General features: G+C 73.8%; 14 protein-coding genes. 4 read left to right on the top strand and 10 right to left on the bottom strand.

All coding sequences use genetic code 11. The features are described 5' to 3' along the window. The first annotated feature begins 138 nt into the window (after positions 1-138). Complete coding sequence (locus ABZ923_RS20925; protein ID WP_361473804.1) at positions 139-780, top strand: L,D-transpeptidase; 642 nt, start codon at positions 139-141, stop codon at positions 778-780. A gap of 89 nt (positions 781-869) precedes the next feature. Further along, positions 870-1,469 (top strand): hypothetical protein, encoded by a 600-nt coding sequence (locus ABZ923_RS20920; protein WP_361473801.1) that lies wholly within the window; start codon positions 870-872, stop codon positions 1,467-1,469. A gap of 84 nt (positions 1,470-1,553) precedes the next feature. Here ABZ923_RS20920 and ABZ923_RS20915 read toward each other — a convergent pair whose 3' ends face one another. From ABZ923_RS20915 to xylB, 6 genes are all read right to left on the bottom strand, one after another. Beyond that, entirely contained in the window at positions 1,554-3,077 is a 1,524-nt protein-coding gene (locus ABZ923_RS20915; protein WP_361473798.1) for an aldehyde dehydrogenase family protein, read from the bottom strand. Between the two features lie 56 nt (positions 3,078-3,133). Continuing rightward, positions 3,134-4,441 (bottom strand): GAF domain-containing protein, encoded by a 1,308-nt coding sequence (locus tag ABZ923_RS20910; protein WP_361473795.1) that lies wholly within the window; start codon positions 4,439-4,441, stop codon positions 3,134-3,136. Positions 4,442-4,546: 105 nt separating this feature from the next. Next, positions 4,547-5,146 (bottom strand): N-acetylmuramoyl-L-alanine amidase, encoded by a 600-nt coding sequence (locus ABZ923_RS20905; RefSeq protein WP_361473905.1) that lies wholly within the window; start codon positions 5,144-5,146, stop codon positions 4,547-4,549. A gap of 70 nt (positions 5,147-5,216) precedes the next feature. Then, entirely contained in the window at positions 5,217-6,230 is a 1,014-nt protein-coding gene (locus ABZ923_RS20900; protein WP_361473792.1) for an acetamidase/formamidase family protein, read from the bottom strand. 459 nt (positions 6,231-6,689) lie between these two features. After that, the gene (locus ABZ923_RS20895) at positions 6,690-7,898 is read right to left on the bottom strand and encodes an ROK family transcriptional regulator (RefSeq protein WP_361473789.1); all 1,209 of its coding nucleotides are present in this window, start codon (positions 7,896-7,898) and stop codon (positions 6,690-6,692) included. Between the two features lie 51 nt (positions 7,899-7,949). Next, the gene (gene xylB, locus ABZ923_RS20890; RefSeq protein WP_361473785.1) at positions 7,950-9,395 is read right to left on the bottom strand and encodes a xylulokinase; all 1,446 of its coding nucleotides are present in this window, start codon (positions 9,393-9,395) and stop codon (positions 7,950-7,952) included. Between the two features lie 155 nt (positions 9,396-9,550). On the opposite strand from xylB, the gene xylA reads away from it, so the two are divergent. After that, entirely contained in the window at positions 9,551-10,717 is a 1,167-nt protein-coding gene (xylA, locus tag ABZ923_RS20885) for a xylose isomerase (protein ID WP_361473782.1), read from the top strand. Positions 10,718-10,800: 83 nt separating this feature from the next. On the opposite strand, the gene ABZ923_RS20880 is transcribed toward xylA, so the two are convergent. The 3 genes from ABZ923_RS20880 to ABZ923_RS20870 form a co-directional block, all read right to left on the bottom strand. Then, positions 10,801-12,141: an esterase-like activity of phytase family protein gene (locus ABZ923_RS20880; protein WP_361473779.1), complete on the bottom strand. Its 1,341-nt coding sequence runs from the start codon at positions 12,139-12,141 to the stop codon at positions 10,801-10,803. Positions 12,142-12,271: 130 nt separating this feature from the next. Further along, a complete protein-coding gene (locus tag ABZ923_RS20875) occupies positions 12,272-13,549 on the bottom strand; it encodes an SWF or SNF family helicase (RefSeq protein ID WP_361473776.1) in 1,278 nt (425 codons plus the stop codon). Beyond that, positions 13,549-16,410, bottom strand: a complete 2,862-nt coding sequence (locus ABZ923_RS20870; protein WP_361473902.1) for a DEAD/DEAH box helicase — start codon at positions 16,408-16,410, stop codon at positions 13,549-13,551. The genes ABZ923_RS20875 and ABZ923_RS20870 overlap by 1 nt, the downstream gene beginning before the upstream one ends. A 242-nt stretch (positions 16,411-16,652) precedes the next feature. Here ABZ923_RS20870 and ABZ923_RS20865 point away from each other — a divergent pair, with 242 nt between their 5' ends. Beyond that, the gene (locus ABZ923_RS20865; protein ID WP_030340126.1) at positions 16,653-16,835 is read left to right on the top strand and encodes a hypothetical protein; all 183 of its coding nucleotides are present in this window, start codon (positions 16,653-16,655) and stop codon (positions 16,833-16,835) included. A gap of 139 nt (positions 16,836-16,974) precedes the next feature. Here the strand turns inward: ABZ923_RS20865 and ABZ923_RS20860 are convergent. Beyond that, on the bottom strand, positions 16,975-17,738 hold a 764-nt coding region (locus ABZ923_RS20860), incomplete at its 5' end, for a hypothetical protein (protein WP_361473773.1).

Genomic DNA, 17,738 nt, shown 5'->3' with positions numbered 1-17,738 from the left:
CCGGCCGCACATGCTAGCCAGCGCACGGCATGACCAGCGGGCCAAGGATTCGCCAAGGTTCGCACAGGATCGGCCATTCAGGATCGAGCCGCTCCCCGAGGAACGCGGGGGATTTCCGAGACCTGAAGGAGCGGAACAGTGAACCGACTCACGAGTGCGGCCCTGACAGGTGTGCTGCTGGCGGGCGGCGCCATGGCCGTCGCACAGCCCACCCAGGCGGCGCCGGCGCCGGGCGGCGTGGTGGCCGTCGACGCACCGGCCGTCGCGAAGGCCGCCGGCAAGACCAGCGAGTACTACTTCCTCTTCAACAAGAACTGGTCCGACCCCACCAAGTCGCGGCTGTACTACATGAAGAGCCAGCCGGGCAAGGACCGGAAGATCGACGACTGGCGGGCCGGATCCGGCAACGGCAGCACGAACGAGTGCGCCAAGAACGCGGGATGGCTGCCCACCGGGACGTACAACGTCGGCAAGCAGACGACGAGGAAGAACGGCGGGGAGAAGGGCATCAACGGCTACGCCATCCCCCTCTCCAACAAGTGGTGCAAGCCCAAGCCCGACCAGCGCAAGGTCGTGCGCGACGCGCTGTTCATCCACAGCGAGATGCTCCCCAACGGCAAGCAGGGCAGGAAGACGAACGGAGACAACCCGTACCGCTGGGACGGAGCCGGGGACTACCACTCCCTGGGCTGCATCAAGCTCTCGCCCAAGGACATCAAGGAGCTGTTCCGCACCGCGAACAGGCACGGCTGGCCGAAGCAGCTGAAGGTCGTCAACTGAGCACCGCCCAAGTCCGGACAGGGCGCGTGCGCCCTGTCCGGCTCCTTGCGCCCCACTCGGCTACCCGGACACCCGGAAGGAACCAGCGCATGAAGCCCACCAGGCTCCTGGCCTCCGCCGCCCTCGCATCGTCGCTCACGGCCGGCGCGGCCCTGCCCGCCGTCGCTCAGCCCGCCGCACCGCGCACGACCGCAGCGGCCGCCGCCGCCGCGGAGACCATCGCCATACCGTCGGCCCAGGCGTCGGCGAAGAAGATCGCCAAGAACAACGGAATCACACTGCTCAACCACCACATCAGCGGGGTGAAGGACGCCCGTTCGACGGCGAAGGCCAACATCAGGGACGCCGCGCGCGGCAAGAAGGCGTACACCAGCAGGTACGCCCACCCGCGGGGCGCCAAGGTCGCGCTGAACGCGAAGATGCTCCACGCCATGCAGCAGCTGAACGCGAAGAAGCGGTTCACCTTCCGCGTCACGGCGATCGCCGGCAGCAAGCACTCGCCGAACTCGGCCCACTACAAGGGGCGGGCGTTCGACGTCGACATCGTCAACGGCTCGTACGTCTCCACCCGTGGGCCCGGCCTGACCAAGGCGAAGCGTCTGATGAAGGCGTGCAAGTCGTACGGCGCCAAGCTCGTACTGGGGCCGGGCCACAGCGGGCACAGCACTCACGTCCACTGCCAGTGGTGACGCGGGCACGCGCCCACGCCTGAGGAGCTCCGAGAGGAAGGCGCCTGGCGGGCAAAAGCCCAGTTCAGGCGCCTCTTCGTGCCTCTAGAAGAAGCCCAGCTTCTTCGGCGAGTACGACACCAGAAGGTTCTTCGTCTGCTGGTAGTGCTCCAGCATCATCTTGTGGGTCTCGCGGCCGATCCCGGACTGCTTGTAGCCGCCGAACGCCGCGTGCGCGGGGTAGGCGTGGTAGCAGTTGGTCCACACCCGGCCCGCCTGGATCGCGCGGCCCGCGCGGTAGGCGGTGTTGATGTCCCGGGTCCACACGCCCGCGCCCAGGCCGTACAGCGTGTCGTTGGCGATCTTGATCGCGTCGTCGAAGTCGTCGAAGGAGGCCACCGAGACGACCGGACCGAAGATCTCCTCCTGGAAGATCCGCATGCGGTTGTCGCCCTCGAAGATGGTCGGCTGGACGTAGTAGCCGCCCTTCAACTCGCCGTCGTGCTCGATCCGTTCCCCGCCCGTGAGGATCCTCGCGCCTTCCTGGCGGCCGATGTCCAGGTAGGAGAGGATCTTCTCCAGCTGGTCGTTGGAGGCCTGGGCGCCGATCATGGTGTCGGTGTCCAGCGGATGGCCCGGCTTGATGCGCCGGGTGCGCTCGACGGCCGCCTCCAGGAACTCCGCGTAGTGACCGCGCTGGATCAGCGCCCGGGAGGGGCACGTGCAGACCTCGCCCTGGTTGAGCGCGAACATCGTGAAGCCTTCGAGCGCCTTGTCGCGGAAGTCATCGTCGTGCGCCCACACGTCGTCGAAGAAGATGTTCGGCGACTTCCCGCCGAGCTCCAGGGTGACCGGCTTGATGTTCTCCGAGGCGTACTGCATGATCAGCCGCCCGGTCGTGGTCTCCCCGGTGAACGCGACCTTCGCCACCCGCGGGCTCGACGCCAGCGGCTTGCCCGCCTCCACACCGAAGCCGTTGACGATGTTCAGCACGCCCGGCGGCAGCAGGTCCGCGACCAGGCTCAGCCAGTAGTGGATGGAGGCCGGGGTCTGCTCGGCCGGTTTGAGGACCACCGCGTTCCCCGCGGCCAGCGCCGGCGCCAGCTTCCAGGCGGCCATCAGGATCGGGAAGTTCCACGGGATGATCTGCGCGACGACCCCGAGCGGCTCGTGGAAGTGGTAGGCCACCGTGTCGTCGTCCACCTCGCCCAGCGAACCCTCCTGCGCCCGGATCGCCCCCGCGAAGTAGCGGAAGTGGTCGATCGCGAGCGGGATGTCGGCGGCCAGCGTCTCCCGCACCGGCTTGCCGTTCTCCCAGCTCTCGGCCACCGCCAGCGGCTCCAGGTACGCCTCCATCCGGTCGGCGATCTTCAGCAGGACGTCGGAGCGCTCCGCCACCGGCGTACGGCCCCACCCGGGTGCCGCCTCGTGCGCCGCGTCCAGCGCCCGCTCGACGTCCTCCGCGGTACCGCGCGCGATCTCCGTGAACGGCTGCCCGTTGACCGGCGACGGATTCTCGAAGTACTGCCCGCGCGCCGGCGGCACATAGGCGCCGCCGATGAAGTGGTCGTAGCGTGCCTGGTAGGAGACGATCGCGCCTTCGGTGCCCGGCGCCGCGTAACGAGTCATGCTGGTCTGCCTCCCGGTGCAGTGCTGCCCGCCGTTGGGCAGCTCTCGGCGCGAGGCTAGGCAAGCGGACGTTGCACGTACGTTGCACCGCAGGTCCGCGCCGGTGCCCGGCCGGCCGGTGCCGCCAGCTCGGTCTCCAGCGCGGCGAGCCGGGCGCGGACCGGGGCCGTCGGGCGCACCGCCGCGAGCGCCCGCCACACCTCGACGTCGTCCTCGCCCCACGGGGCGTGCGTCCAGTCCGCCAGCAGGTCGGGATCGCGGTGCGCGATCAGCGCCGTGCGCAGCGCGCCCGCGAGCCGCTCCCGCAGCCGCACGATCGCCGGGGCCTGCGATCCGGGCAGCAGCGGTCCGGTGTACGCCTCCGCCGCCGCGGTGAGCGCACCCGCCTCCAGCCGCCGCTCCACCACGGTGGCGTCCGACTCGACCGCGGCCGTCAGCCGGTACGGCCGCGAGGCGAGCAGCGCCGGGCCCAGCAGCCTGCGCAGGCGGGCGAGTTCGGCCCGCAACGTCACCGGCGTCACCGACTCGTCCGCGTACAGCGCGCACAGCAGCTCGTCACCGCTCAGGCCCTCGGGACGCCGGGAGAGCAGCACGAGGATCTCGCTGTGCCGGCGGCTGAGCCTGATCCGCCGCCCGTCCAGGACGAGTTCGGCCTCGTCCCGGCCCAGCGCGCTCAGCAGCGGCCCCTCCCCGGCGGCGGGCGGCGGGGCGAGCAGGGCGAGCTGTGCCTCGGCGGCCCGCGCCACCGCCTGCACGAATCCGAGGCTGTGCGGATGGGCGAGCCCGTCCCCGCCGGTGATGTCCACGGCCCCCAGGACCCGTCCGGTGCGTGGATCGTGCACCGGAGCGGCGGCGCACGTCCACGGCTGCACCCGCCGTATGAAGTGCTCGGCGGCGAACACCTGCACGGGCCGGCCCACGGCGACCGCCGTACCCGGTGCGTTGGTGCCGACCGCGCTCTCCGACCAGCGGGCCCCGGGCACGAAGTTCATCCGGTCCGCGCGGCGCCGGGTCGCCGCATGCCCCTCCACCCACAACAGCCTGCCGTACGCGTCGCACACCGCCAGCAGATGCTCGCCGTCGGCCGCGAACGTGCCCATCAGTTCCCGGAACAGCGGCATCACCCGGGCCAGCGGATGCTGCGCGCGGTAGGCGCCGAGGTCGCCGTCGGTCAGCTCCACGCTGGCGGTGCCGTCCGGCCCGACCCCTGCCCGCGCGCTGCGCCGCCACGACTCCGCCACCACCGACCGCACCGGGCGCGGCACAGTCCCGGCCGTGGTGAACGTCTCGTGCGCGCGGCGCAGCGCCCGGACGCGCTCGGCGGGGTCGGCCCCCGGCTCCAGGGCAACCCACGGATCGGTCAACTCGGCCTCCCCGGCGGACGGTGAACGGCGGTACCTCGGCGGCTGGGACCATCGTCACCCCCGGTGTTCGCGCGGACAACCGGTGCGACGGCGGCTCCGCCCGGGTCAGGCGAAGTTGACCAGTCTGATGTAGCGCACCCAGTCCCAGTACGGCCCCGGGTCGGCGTGGTCGGTGCCGGGCACCTGATAGTGGCCGATGATGTGCTTCCGGTCGCGGGGGATGCCGTACGTGGCGCAGATCGCCGCCGTGAGCTTCGCCGACTCCTCGTAGAGGGCGTTGGTGAAGTAGCCGGGCTGGTCCACCCAGCCCTCGTGCTCGATGCCGATGCTGCGCGTGTTGTAGGTCCAGTTGCCCGCGTGCCAGGCGATGTCGGCCTCATGCACGCACTGCGCGACGTGCCCGTCCGCCGAGCGGACCACGTAGTGCGCGGAGACCTGCTTGTTCGGATTGCCGAAGATCGCCAGCGTGTCGGCGTACGTCTCCTGTGTCACGTGGATGACGACCCGGTCGATCACGTAGTCGCCGGGGCGGTCGGCCACCGTGTAGTTGGAGCCGCTCGCCGGCCGCCACTCGGCCGGCGGGTAGTCGACGAACCCGGTCTGCGCTCCGGCACGCGGGTCGGGGAGGAGCGCGTAGGGGACGGCGGCGAGCGCCGCGCCCTTCAGCAGCCGTCGCCGGCTGAGCCGCGGTTCGGCTCTGTCCATGTCCATGGCGGGATGCCTTTCGGGATGCCTTCGGAAGGCCGTTCGGGAGTCAGGGCTACGGGCAAGCGCGTCAGCCGCGCAGGGCTCGCGCGGTCTCCCGCAGCCGCGCGTGCACGCCGCGGTACGTCTCCCGCGCGGGCAGCCACTCCTTGCGGAGCCTGGCCACGCACGTGTAGTTCGTGTCGCACACGTTGGCCAGCGGTGATTCGACCGCCTGGGCCGCGAACTGGTAGGCGTCCAGCTCACTGAACCCGTAGTCGCGCACCAGCCACTGCACCAGGTCGAGCTGGGATATCCGGAACGCGTCCTCCAGCGGACGGGCCGAGCCGGTCGAGATGATGTGCGTGTCCGACTCCAGCCGGGGCCACGGTGTGGCGACGTCCTTGAGGAGGTCCACGACCACCACCGTGTTCATCGCGCACTCCACGGCCACCCCGCAGGTCTCGCCCTCTCCCTGCCGGGCGTGCCCGTCGCCGAGGCTGAGCAGGGCGCCCTCGACGTTGACCCCCAGGTAGCAGGTGACGCCGGCCCGCATCTCGGGCGTGTCCATGTTCCCGCCGTGCGCGTCCGGCACCAGGGCCGAGCGCACCTCCAGGTTGGCGGGTGCCACGCCCACCGTGCCGTGCATCGGGTCCAGGGGCAGTTCCAGCCGGAGGTCACTGTCCCGCGCCTGGAACAGGGCGGTCCGGCGGTCCCGGTCCAGCTGCCAGATCCAGACCTGCTCCGGCAGCGGCGGCTGCAGCGTGGCCGTGGTGCGGGTGGAGGTGAGCGCGCCGAAGAGGGGGACCGTCGTGGACGCCGCCCAGTCGCGGGCCGGTTCGATCGACACGAAGTGCACCGCCACGGTGTCTCCGGGTTCGGCGCCCTCGATGTGGAACGGGCCCGTCTGCGGGTTCAGGTAGGGGAACTCGCACACCTCGGACACGAGGTCCTTCTCGGAGCGGACCCGGCCGGCGAAGCAGTCCTCGGTGTACAGGTCGAGGACCGTACCGGGCGCGATCCGCGCCAACGGAGCCGCCCCGCCGAACGTCCAGGCGTACTGCTCCGGTTCGGGGCGCACGGTGAGGATCCGGGGCTCGGTCATCGTGGCTGGGCTCCCTTCCGCACAGCGGTCGTCGGGCTGGTGCCTCGGGCCGGCCGGGGTGAGGCCGGCACCGCCGGCGGAAGGCAGCCGCCCGCGAAGGCGGCGCCGGGCGGGACCGGCGCGGCCACCGCGGCGGCCGGTGCTCTCGCCGTGCTGCTCCGGAACGGGACCTCGCGCGCTCCGATGGCGTCGCGCCGCAGTGCCCCGATCGGCTCCCCGTTCATGTGTCCCCCGATACCTGTCGGTCCGCTGCCACCTGCCGCCTGCGCGGCTCGCTCATCTCGCGGGCTGCGGACCGTTCATGACGGTCCGTCGGCCGTGCCTCGCGTGAATTCACGGTACGGCTCGGGCCGGTTGGGCAGAAGGGCGTGCCGCGGTTCCGTGGACAAGTCGCGGCTTGTGGACAACTCGATCACCCGATCGGGCGAGGCTGGGGACAAGCGGGGCCGGGGAGCCGCGTCAGGCGTGTTCCGCCACCACGGCCGGATCGTCCAGTACCGCTCGGACGACCGAGTGCGCGGCGCCCAGCAGCGGGCCCTGGGGCCCCAGCGGGGACACCGTCACCGGGCAGGCCGGGCCCGCCGTACGGCCCGTCAGCTCCGTCTCCAGGGACGGCAGCAGCCAGGGGGAGAGGCCGGCCAGGGCGCCGCCCAGGACCACCGTCTCCGGGTCGAGCAGGTTCACCGCTCCGGTCAGGGCGATGCCTAGCGCCGTACCGGCGTCCCGCAGGGCGGCCTGTACGGCCGGGTCGCCTGCCTCGGCGCGCTCCGCGAGCAGGCCCACCAGATCCTCGCGCGGCTCCAGCCCGGCCGCGCGCAGGACCGCCTCCTCACCCGCGTACTGCTCCAGGCAGCCCCGGCTACCGCAGGGGCAGGCGGGACCGTCCGGCCGCACGGGAACATGGCCCAGCTCGCCCGCGAATCCCCGGGTCCCGCGCAGCAGCCGGCCGTCGACGACGACCGCGGCACCGATGCCGATCTCGGCCGACACGTGCAGGAAGTCACCGGGGGTGCCGGCCCCGAGCCACAGCTCGGCCAGGGCCCCGAAGTTCGCCTCGTTGTCCACGGTCAGCGGCCAGTCGCCGGGGAGCAGACGCCCGAGGTCGGTGTCGTGCCAGTCGAGGTTCGGGGCGCGTACGACCGTCCGTGCGTCCCGGGCCACCAGCCCGGGCACGGCGACCGCCAGCCCCGCGGGCCAGAGCTCCGCCCGTTCCGCCTCCGCGACGACCCGGTGGATCAGCGCCGTCAGCTCCTCGGTCACGGGCCCGGGGGCGCGGCCCCGGTTCGCGCCGCGTCGTACGGCCCGGGCACGGACCTCGCCGCGCAGGTCGACCGCGCACACCGCGAGATGGTCGACGCCGATCTCCGCCCCGATCCCGGCCGGGCCACGGCCGCTCACCGCCAGCGCGGACCCGGGCCGGCCGACCCGGCCCGGCCGCTCGGGGCCCAGTTCCTCCAGCAGTCCCCAGCGGATCAGCTCGTCCACCAGCGTGGACACCGCGGCCCGGGTCAGCCCGATCCGGGACGCGACCGCCGCACGGGACAGCGAACCCTCGGCGCTGACGGCGTGCATCACCCGGGCGAGGTTGCGCCGGCGCATGCCCTGCTGGGTGTCCGGCAGGGCGCGCCCGGCGCGCGGGGGGCGCGCCTCGTGCTGCGGTGCGGTCATGCCTCCGTCAATCCTCGGGGTCTGCCGCCCGGCGGCGGGCGGGCGGCTCGGTCACTGGGTGCGGGTCTCCCGCTCCAGCAGCGGGGCCGCGTCGGAGAGTACCCCGGTGATCCGTTCCAGCGTCGACCCGTCCCGCTCCACGGCCTCCAGGACCGGGCCAGCGGCCGTGTTCCAGCGGCGGGCCACCGCCGCGGGGTCCTCGCCGGTCAGCAGTCCGGCCGCCTGTGCCGCCGCGCCCAGGGCGACCAGTTCCCCGGCCTCCGGGACCTGCACAGGACGCCCGGAGAGCCGGCGCACCGTCTGCTGCCAGGCCGTGCCCCGGGCGCCGCCGCCGATCAGGAGCAGCGGGGCGCTGCGGTCCGCGTCCTCGTCGAGGACCAGGCCGAGCGCCCCGAGCAGGGCGTGCACCGCGCCGTCGTACGCGGCCTGGAGCAGCTGACCCGCGGTGGTGTCGTGGCGCAGCCCGTGCAGCAGTCCGGAGGCGTGCGGGAGGTTCGGGGTGCGCTCGCCGTCCAGGTAGGGCAGCAGCGTCACCGAGCCGCCGGGTTCCACGGCCTCCCGGTCCAGGCCCAGCAGGGCCGCGACGCGGTCCACCGCGAGGGTGCAGTTCAGGGTGCAGGCCAGCGGCAGCCAGTCCCCGCGCGCGTCGGCGAAGCCGGCCACCGTGCCGGTGGGATCGGTGGGGCGGCGCCGGGAGACGGCGTAGACCGTGCCGGAGGTGCCCAGGCTCAGCACCGGCGTGCCGGGCCGGAGGCCGAGGCCCAGCGCCGCCGCCGCGTTGTCGCCGGTGCCCGGGGCCACCAGCGTGCCCTTGGAGAACGGCAGGTCGTGGCTGTCCCGCACGGTGCCGGCCACCTCGCCGGGCCGCACCACCCGGGGCAGCAGCGCCGGGTCGAGACCGATGTGCGCCAGGGTCTCCTCGTCGTACGCCTCCGTCCCGGACGCCCACCAGCCGGTGCCCGAGGCGTCGCCGCGGTCGGTCGTGCCCTGCCCGGTCAGGCGCTCGGTGAGGTAGTCGTGGGGGAGCCGTACCGCCCGGGTCGCGCGGACCGCCTCCGGCTCGTGCTCGGCGAGCCACGCCCACTTGGTGGCCGTGAAGGACGCCCCGGGCACGCTGCCGGTGCGCTCCGCCCAGGCCTTCGGCCCGCCCAGCTCCTCCACCAGACGGCGGGCCTGCGGTGCGGAGCGGACGTCGTTCCACAGCAGCGCCGGGCGCACCGGCTCGCCGTGCTCGTCCAGGGTGACCAGGCCGTGCTGCTGGCCGCCGATCGACACCGCCGCCGCCTCGTGCGCCGCGTCACCGCACTGGCGCAGCGCCGCGCACAGCGCGTCCCACCACTGACGCGGATCGCTCTCCCGGCCCGCCCCGGAGGTCACGGTGTGCGGGGCCTGGCCGCTCGCCACCACCTGCCCGGTGGCCGCGTCGACGACCAGTGCCTTCGTGGACTGGGTGGACGTGTCCACCCCGACGACGAGCGGACCCTCGACTGCTGACATCGGGCTCTCCCTCTTCCGCGGCTCCGCGGGAATGTGCGGTGGGCTGTCGAAGACACCTTGCTGTCGAAGACATCTTGTCTCTTCCCAGCGGTGCGTCGGCATACTAATTTGTAAACCGCCATGACGAATAGTCGTACGCAGCAAGGAGCCGCGGCATGAACTACCAGCCCACCCCCGAGGACAGGTTCACCTTCGGCCTGTGGACCGTCGGCTGGCAGGGAAGGGACCCGTTCGGTGACGCCACCCGCCGCGCCCTCGACCCGGTCGAGACGGTGCAGCGCCTGGCGGAGCTCGGCGCCTACGGCGTGACCTTCCACGACGACGACCTGATCCCCTTCGGCTCCTCGGACACCGAGCGCGAGTCGCACGTCAAGCGGTTCCGGCAGGCCCTGGACGCCACCGGGATGACCGTCCCGATGGCCACCACGAACCTCTTCACGCACCCCGTCTTCAAGGACGGCGCGTTCACCGCCAACGACCGCGACGTGCGCCGCTACGCCCTGCGCAAGACGATCCGCAACATCGACCTGGCGGCCGAACTGGGCGCGAGGACGTACGTCGCCTGGGGCGGCCGCGAGGGCGCCGAGTCCGGGGCCGCCAAGGACGTACGCGCCGCCCTGGACCGGATGAAGGAGGCCTTCGACCTCCTCGGCGAGTACGTCACCTCCCAGGGCTACGACCTGAGGTTCGCCATCGAGCCCAAGCCGAACGAGCCCCGCGGCGACATCCTGCTGCCCACCGTCGGGCACGCGCTGGCCTTCATCGAGCGCCTGGAGCGGCCCGAGCTGTACGGCGTCAACCCGGAGGTCGGCCACGAGCAGATGGCCGGGCTGAACTTCCCGCACGGCATCGCGCAGGCCCTGTGGGCGGGCAAGCTCTTCCACATCGACCTCAACGGCCAGTCCGGGATCAAGTACGACCAGGACCTGCGGTTCGGCGCGGGTGACCTGCGGGCCGCCTTCTGGCTCGTCGACCTCCTGGAGAGCGCCGGCTACGACGGGCCGCGCCACTTCGACTTCAAGCCGCCGCGGACCGAGGACCTCGACGGCGTGTGGGCGTCGGCGGCGGGCTGCATGCGCAACTACCTCGTCCTCAAGGAGCGCGCGGCCGCCTTCCGCGCCGACCCGGAGGTGCAGGAGGCGCTTGGCGCGTCGCGGCTGGACGAGCTGGCCCGGCCGACCGCGGCCGACGGCCTGCGGGCCCTGCTCGCCGACCGCGCGGCCTTCGAGGACTTCGACGTGGAGGCGGCCGCCGCGCGCGGGATGGCCTTCGAACGCCTCGACCAGCTGGCCATGGACCACCTGCTGGGCGCGCGGGGCTGACCGGAGAAGGGCCGGGACGAACCCGGAAGGGCCGGGGCGAGCGGCAGCGTCTCACCCCGGCCCTCCCGGCCCCGAGGCCGGTGTCACCGCTTCCCGGGCAGCCGCACGTACGTCACGGTCGTCCTGATTCCGCTGTCGACCAGCCGGCCCCGGGCGTCGAACGCGCCCGCCCCGTCCGTCATCCCGAAGTCGTTGTCGTTGACGAGCGCGAGCGTGTCGTCATCCACGCGCGCGATGCCCTCGATCTTCCCGGGCACCCCGGCGACCCTGCCCAGGTCCACGACGAGCTGCTTGGACAGCACCGGCACACCCGCGGTCGCCGGGTCGTCCAGCTGCTCCAGCGAGGGCGACGTCGTGTCGTCGTCCCACGGGCCGCCGAGGATGTCGGACGTCTTCCGCAGCCTGACCAGCTGCAGCCGGGCCGCCTTGTCCGTGCGCTCCTCGACCAGCAGCCGGTCGCGGCCGACCGCCACCACCGACGAGATCTTCAGCTCGGAGGGGTCGTCCTCGCTTGGGTCGACCACACCGACCGGGTCGAAACGGTAGGCGTACTCGGCCGTGACGGCCTTCAGACGCGGTGAGAAGCGCAGCAGCCGCGTGGTGCGCGAGGCGTCCCCCGCGTCCGCGTCCGGCAGCGAGAGCGGGCTCTGCAGAGCCATCACCAGGTCACCGCCGGGAAGCAGCGCCAGCCCCTCGAACCCCCGGTTCGCCTTCCGGTGCAGCAGGACCGACGGCAGCGCCTCCACCACCGGGTAGTCCGCACCGGTCAGACCGAGCCCCTCGGGCACATAGCGAGCGAGGACCCTCCCGCGCGCGGAGACGTGCACCAGGGAGGGCCCGTACTCGTCCACGAGCCAGAAGCTGCCGTCCTCCGCCCGGACGATGCCCTCGGTGTCCAGCCCGTCCGGGTCGTAGGAGAGCGGCGTGCTCGCGTCATAGGTGTACGGCGCCTCGTCCCGGCCCTTCTGGTTCGGCAGCCCGGTGACGGCCTTCCCGGAGGAGGTGGTCAGCGGGATCGCGTCGACGACCTCGACCCTGTCGCCGGAGACCCGGATCCTCACGATCGCGGGGTCGAAACCGGGCACCGGGAAGGTGCGCCGCTTCTTGCCGTCGACCTTGATCTGACCGTTGGGGCCGCGGTCGGTCACCGTCCAGTACTCGCCCTTGCGGCCCGCCGGGTAGATGTCGCTGCCGATGCCGCCCAGCTTCACCCCGTGGTCGTCGGCCACACTGCCGGGCAGCAGCGCGTTGCTGAACGCGCCGAGCGGGATCTCGCCGAGGGTCGCCGTGCGGACGACGCGGGCGTCCCCGGACGGCGCCGCCGCGGCCGTCCCCGCGGCCACGAGGACGGCGGCCAGGGCCAGCGGCAGACCGGTGGCGACGGAACGGTGGACGCGGCGCCGTCCGGCGGCATGCGGGGACATCGGGCCTCCTGGGAACAAGGTCGTTGGCTGCGGCCACCCTCGGGCCCCCGGGGGAACGCCCGCCGACCGCGCGGTGAACGGCCGGCGACCGCGGCTCATCGGATCGTGCCGGTCTCGCGAGGACCGGAACTCAGAGGTCTGCCGGCTCACCTCCCCCGGTCCGTGCCGAGGCCAGGGCCGTCGCGGGATCAGGGTCCGCCCCGCCCGCCGGCACCCAGCGGCCCGCCTCGTCGCGGTACGGCCACCAGTGGCCCGCGCGGTCGACCCGCAGCTGGACGCCCGCACCCTGGATGGTCCACCGGTTGCCGCTCCGGTGGAACTCCGGCCGCTCGTCCGCGTCCCAGGCCGCCTCCAGGGCGGCACGCGCGCGTGCGAGTGCCACGCCCTCCACCTCCCGTTCCTTATCCAGCACGGTCAGCGCCGCCGCACCCCCCAGCCGCCAGGCGCGGACGGCCGCCGCCAGCCCGGCACGGCCACGCCCCGACCCCGCGGCGAGCCGCTCGGCGACGACGGCGGGCGCCGGCCCGCAGGCCAGCCGTACGGCGTCCTGCGCGGCCGTCAGCTCACGGCACGGCTCAGGGGCAACGCCTCGGGCGGCCGCCAGCAGCCGGTAAGCCTCCGCGGCGGTACGGCCGGCCAGGTGCTCCAGTGCCGCGGGGTCGATCCCGGGCGCCTCGACAGCCCCGGCCGTCAGGGACGGCGGTGTGCCGGTGCCCTCCGGGAGCCCCGGCAGTCCGGGCAGCGGCGGCAGGATGTCGGCAGCCGCCCACGCCTCGGCCGCGTCCACGCCCGCGGCCGCCGGCGCCTCCCCGGACGGCTGCGCGGTGCCGCGGACGTGCAGCTCGGCGAGGAAGGCGTCCTTCTCCCGCCCACGCACCAGCAGGAGCAGAAACGGATCCTCGTCCAGCAGCCGCGCCACCTGGTGGCACAGCGCGGCCGTGTGCCCGCAGTGGTCCCAGGCACCGCAGTCGCACTCCGGTTCCAGATCGCCGAGACCCGGCAGCAGATCGATCCCCGCCACCGCCGCGTCCTCGACCAGATGGGGCGGGAGCTCCCGGTCGAGCAGCGCGGCCATGTGCCCGGCCTGCTCCACCGCGAGATCCTGGAACCGCGCCCACTCCGCGTCGGACAGCTCCGGCAGCAGCACATCGGCCCGGTGCGCCGCGCCTCCGGGATCGCGTACGACGGCCGTGACCCGGCCCGGCCGCGCGGTCACCGCGCCCACAGCGCCCGCGCGCGCGAGCCGGCGTCCCGCCTTGACCGCCGCCCCTTCCAGGGCCGCGTCCTCCAGGGCCCGCAGCCAGGCCTGCCCCCACCAGCTGCGGGCGAAGCCACGCCCGCGCGCGGGCGGCAGTGCGGCGAACGTGCGCTCCTCGTCGCGGCCGTGCTCGTCGTCGTAGCGGCTCATCATGCCTCCCCGCGCAGTTCCACCAGTGCGGCCAGTTCCTCGTCCGACAGTTCCGTCAGGGCCGCCTCGCCGCTGCCGAGCACGGCCTCGGCCAGCTCCCGTTTGCGGCCCAGCAACTGCGCGATCCGGTCCTCGAGGGTCCCCTCGGCGATCAGCCGGTGCACCTGCACCGGACGGGTCTGCCCGATGCGGTACGCGCGGTCGGTGGCCTGTGCCTCCACCGCCGGATTCCACCAGCGGTCGTAGTGCACGACGTGCTCGGCCCGGGTGAGGTTCAGTCCCGTCCCGGCGGCCTTGAGCGACAGCAGGAACACCGGCGCCTCGCCCGCCTGGAAGCGCCGGACCAGCTCCTCGCGCAGGGCGACCGGCGTCCCGCCGTGCAGCAGCAGCGAGGGCACCCCGCGGTCCGCCAGGTGCCGTTCGAGCAGCCGGGCCATGCGCACGTACTGGGTGAAGACCAGCACGCCCGAGCCCTCCGCGAGGATGGTGCCGAGCAGTTCGTCCAGCAGCTCCAGCTTCCCAGATCGACCCGCGAGCCGCGCGTCCTCCTCCTTCAGGAACTGCGCCGGGTGGTTGCAGATCTGCTTCAGGCCGGTCAGCAGCCGCACGATCCGGCCCCGACGGGTCATGTCGTCGGCGGTCGCGAGATCCGCCAGGGTCTCGCGCACCAACGCCTCGTACAGACCCGCCTGTTCCGCAGTGAGCGCCACCGGATGATCGGTCTCGGTCTTCGGCGGAAGCTCCGGGGCGATGCCCGGATCGGACTTGCGCCGCCGCAGCAGGAACGGTCCGGCGAGCCGGGCGAGCCGCTGTGCGGCGGCGGGGTCGCCGCCGCCCTCGACGGGCTGCGCGTACCGCGCGCGGAAGCCGCCGAGACCGCCGAGCAGGCCCGGTGTCGTCCAGTCGAGGATCGCCCACAGTTCGGTGAGGTTGTTCTCCACCGGGGTGCCCGTCAGCGCCACGCGCGCGCGTGCGCCGATCGAGCGCAGGGCCCGCGCGGTCGCGGAGTAAGGGTTCTTCACGTGCTGGGCCTCGTCGGCCACGACCATCCCCCAGGGCACCCCGGCGAGCCGCGCCGCGTCCAGGCGCATCGTCCCGTACGTCGTCAGGACGAACTCCCCGTCCGCCGGCACCCCCAGGTCGCGCCCGGGTCCGTGGAAACGGAGCACCGGCACGCCGGGGGCGAACCGCTCGATCTCACGCTGCCAGTTGCCGAGCAGCGAGGCCGGGCAGACGACGAGCGTGGGACCGGCCGCCGCAGGGGCCGTCTGCCGGTGCAGATGCAGCGCGATCAGCGTGACCGTCTTGCCGAGACCCATGTCGTCGGCCAGACAGCAGCCCAGGCCGAGGGAGGTCGTGCGGGCCAGCCAGTCGAGACCGCGCAGCTGGTAGTCCCGCAGGGTCGCGGCCAGGCCCGGCGGCTGTGCCACGCCGGGGACCGGCTCGGTGGCTGTGAGCCGCTCGCGCAGCCCCGCGAGCCATCCCGTGGGCCGTACGTCGACCCGTCGGCCGTCGACCTCCGTCGCACCCGTCAGCGCCGCGGCCAGCGCCTCGACGGGAGCGAGGGAGCGATCCGGCTCGGTCCGGGCCCGCTCCGCCTCCCGGGGATCGACCAGGACCCAGCCGTCGCGCAGCCGCACCAGCGGCCGTTTGGCCTCCGCGAGCCGGTCGACCTCCTCCCGGGACAACTCCCGCCCGCCCAGGTCGAACCACCAGCGGAACGTGACCTTCGTGTCCGTGGAGAGGAGCGACGGCGGGGCCGGGGCCGCTCCGGGTGAGGGGGCGCCGTCGTCCGGCGGGCCGACGGCCGCGTGCGCGGTGAGGCCGCGCGCCAGGTGCTTCGGCCAGTGCACCTCCACTCCCACGGCGGCCAGCGCCCGCGCGCCCTCACCCAGCAACTCGGCGATCTCCTCGTCGGCGAGGTCCACCGCGTCGGGCACGGCGGCGGAGAGCAGGGGCGTCAGCGGGGGCCAGGCCCGGGCGGCACGCCGCAGTGCCAGCAGGGCGTCCGCACGCGCGCGGGGAGCGGACGCCGCGCTCCCGGCGTCCGCACCGGTCCACAGACCGGCGGCATCCATGACGTCGTCCGATCCGCTCCCGCCGTGCACCTGGAGTACCGCGCGGAAGCGGACCGGAGCGTCGTCCCGGGGCATGGCGTCGTCGAGGCCGGACGCCTCCACGCGCAGCGACAGCCGCACTCCCGCGTCGTGGGCGGCGGCGATGTCGTCGGCCCACGCGCGCAGTGCGGGCAGACGCCGCGGCTCGGGTGCCGCGTACGCGGGGCCACCGGTCACCAGCGGCGCGGCGGGGGAGCGGGGGAGCACGTCGGCGACCGCGTCGAGGAAGGCGCGCAGCAGCCGTTCCGGGTCGGGCAGCAGCGGCGGTCCGTCCCCCGGGAGCGGCACGGCATGAGCCTCGGGAGGCATGGCGGCGGCCAGTTCCCGGACCAGCTCCGCATCGCGTGCCGACAGCGGACCCACGCGCCAGGTGTCGTGGTCGCCGGGGGACAGGCCGGGCAGGAGCTGACCGCGCGCCAGGAACCCCAGGGCGAGTTCGTAGGCGGTCCGCCAGAAGGCCGCGCTCCGGTGCTCCCGCGGCAGCGCACGCGCGCGCGTGAGCACCGGAAGGGCGTCGCGGACCGGCAGCAGGAGGGCGGGTACCGGAACGCGCTCGACGCCGCCGTCCGCCGAGGGCAACGCCGGCTCCAGATCGGTCAGGGAGCCGTCCGCGGGCGTGGGCGGGGTCCCGCCGTCCGGTTGCCAGAACCCGATCCGGCCCGCCCGCGCAGGGTCGGACGGCAGGAAAACCATGCAGCACTGGGCCAGTTCGGACAGGTCGGAGGGTGGTGCCGAGGGGATCATCTGCACAGCTCTGCCGCACTCCTCAAATTTGACTACTCGGACGGAGTCGCCGAGGGTACAGCACGATGACCGCTGCCGCTGCCGCTGTCGAGTGCGGGGGTGAGCGGGGGCCCGGTACGACGGGGCAGAAGCTCCTAGGGGCGGGTCTCAGGGATGTCTCAGGGGCGGGGCGTGGAACCGCGGGAAGGGGGAGGCCGTTCTCAGATCAGAGAGCGGCAGTGGCCGCGAAGGAGGCGACGCTCATGTCGATGAACGCGAAGATCGCCGCAGGTGGCGTGGCGGTCGGGCTGATCCTGCTGATATGGCTGCCCTGGTGGGTGGCATTCCTGATCGTCGTGGGTGTCCCAGTGGCCGCGTACCTCGCCCTGGACCCCTCGCAGCGGCGCAGGCTGCGCCGGGTCACCCGCAAGGAACTCGGCCGCTGAGGCAGCTGAGGCACCGGCGCACGGCGCGGGACCGGTCGCCGGGGCGCCCGCGCGGGCCGGCCGAGCCGTCGGGGGCCGCGCCGCCACCCGCGGCACGGTTCCTGCGGCGGCACGGGAGGCACCGCCCGGCCGCCACGGCTCACAGGGGCCGTACGGCCATCTTGTCGAGCGCCTCCAGCAGTCCCGGCAGTTCCGGGCCCCGGCCCACCGGCAGGACCTCACCGGGCTCCTCGTCGAGCAGGACGAAGGCGATGTCGTCGGTGCGGGCCACGATCGACCAGCCGGGGCCGTCGGCGCGCAGGGTCCGGGCCTCGCCCGGGGCGAACGACGAGCGCACCCGGCCGAGCGGCGGCGGGGAGTCGACATAGGCGCGCGCCTCCGAGAGCACCCGGCGGACACCGGTGTGCCCGCCGGACGAAGCCCCATCGGTCTTCGGCGCGGACTCCGTGGCCTCCGCCCGCCCACCCGGCGCGGGGAAGTCGGCGTCGTCGATCTGCTCCCGCCAGGCGGCCCACTGCAACGCGATCTCGTCGGCACCGAGACGGCGCTGCGCGGGCCCCCAGGAGCCGGTGTCCGGCGGGCTGAGCGCCGGCCGGCCCGCCTCCTCCGGAGCGGGGTCGTGCGGAGCGGGCACGCCGGGTGCCGCGACGGCGACGGCCAGGGGCCACCCCGGCAGGGCGGTCACGACCGCGCGCTCGTCCGGCGACAGCTCGTACTCCATGCCGCAGTCCCAGGAGGCGATCGCCACGGCGACCAGCGAGACGTCGTCGATGACGACCGTCCAGCGAGCGCCCTCCCCGTCCTGGCCCAGCACCAGGCCGTACCCGTCGGCGCGCGGCGCGAGATCCACCCCCGCGCACGCCCCCGGGGAGTGGTCGCCCAGCCCGCACGGAAACAGCGCCG

Origin of the sequence: Streptomyces sp. NPDC046881, assembly GCF_040645015.1 — a bacterium.
In the GTDB taxonomy this organism is placed as follows: domain Bacteria; phylum Actinomycetota; class Actinomycetes; order Streptomycetales; family Streptomycetaceae; genus Streptomyces.
The sequence above is the reverse complement of the archived record's forward strand: the minus strand, read 5'-3'. Positions and strand labels throughout refer to the sequence as shown.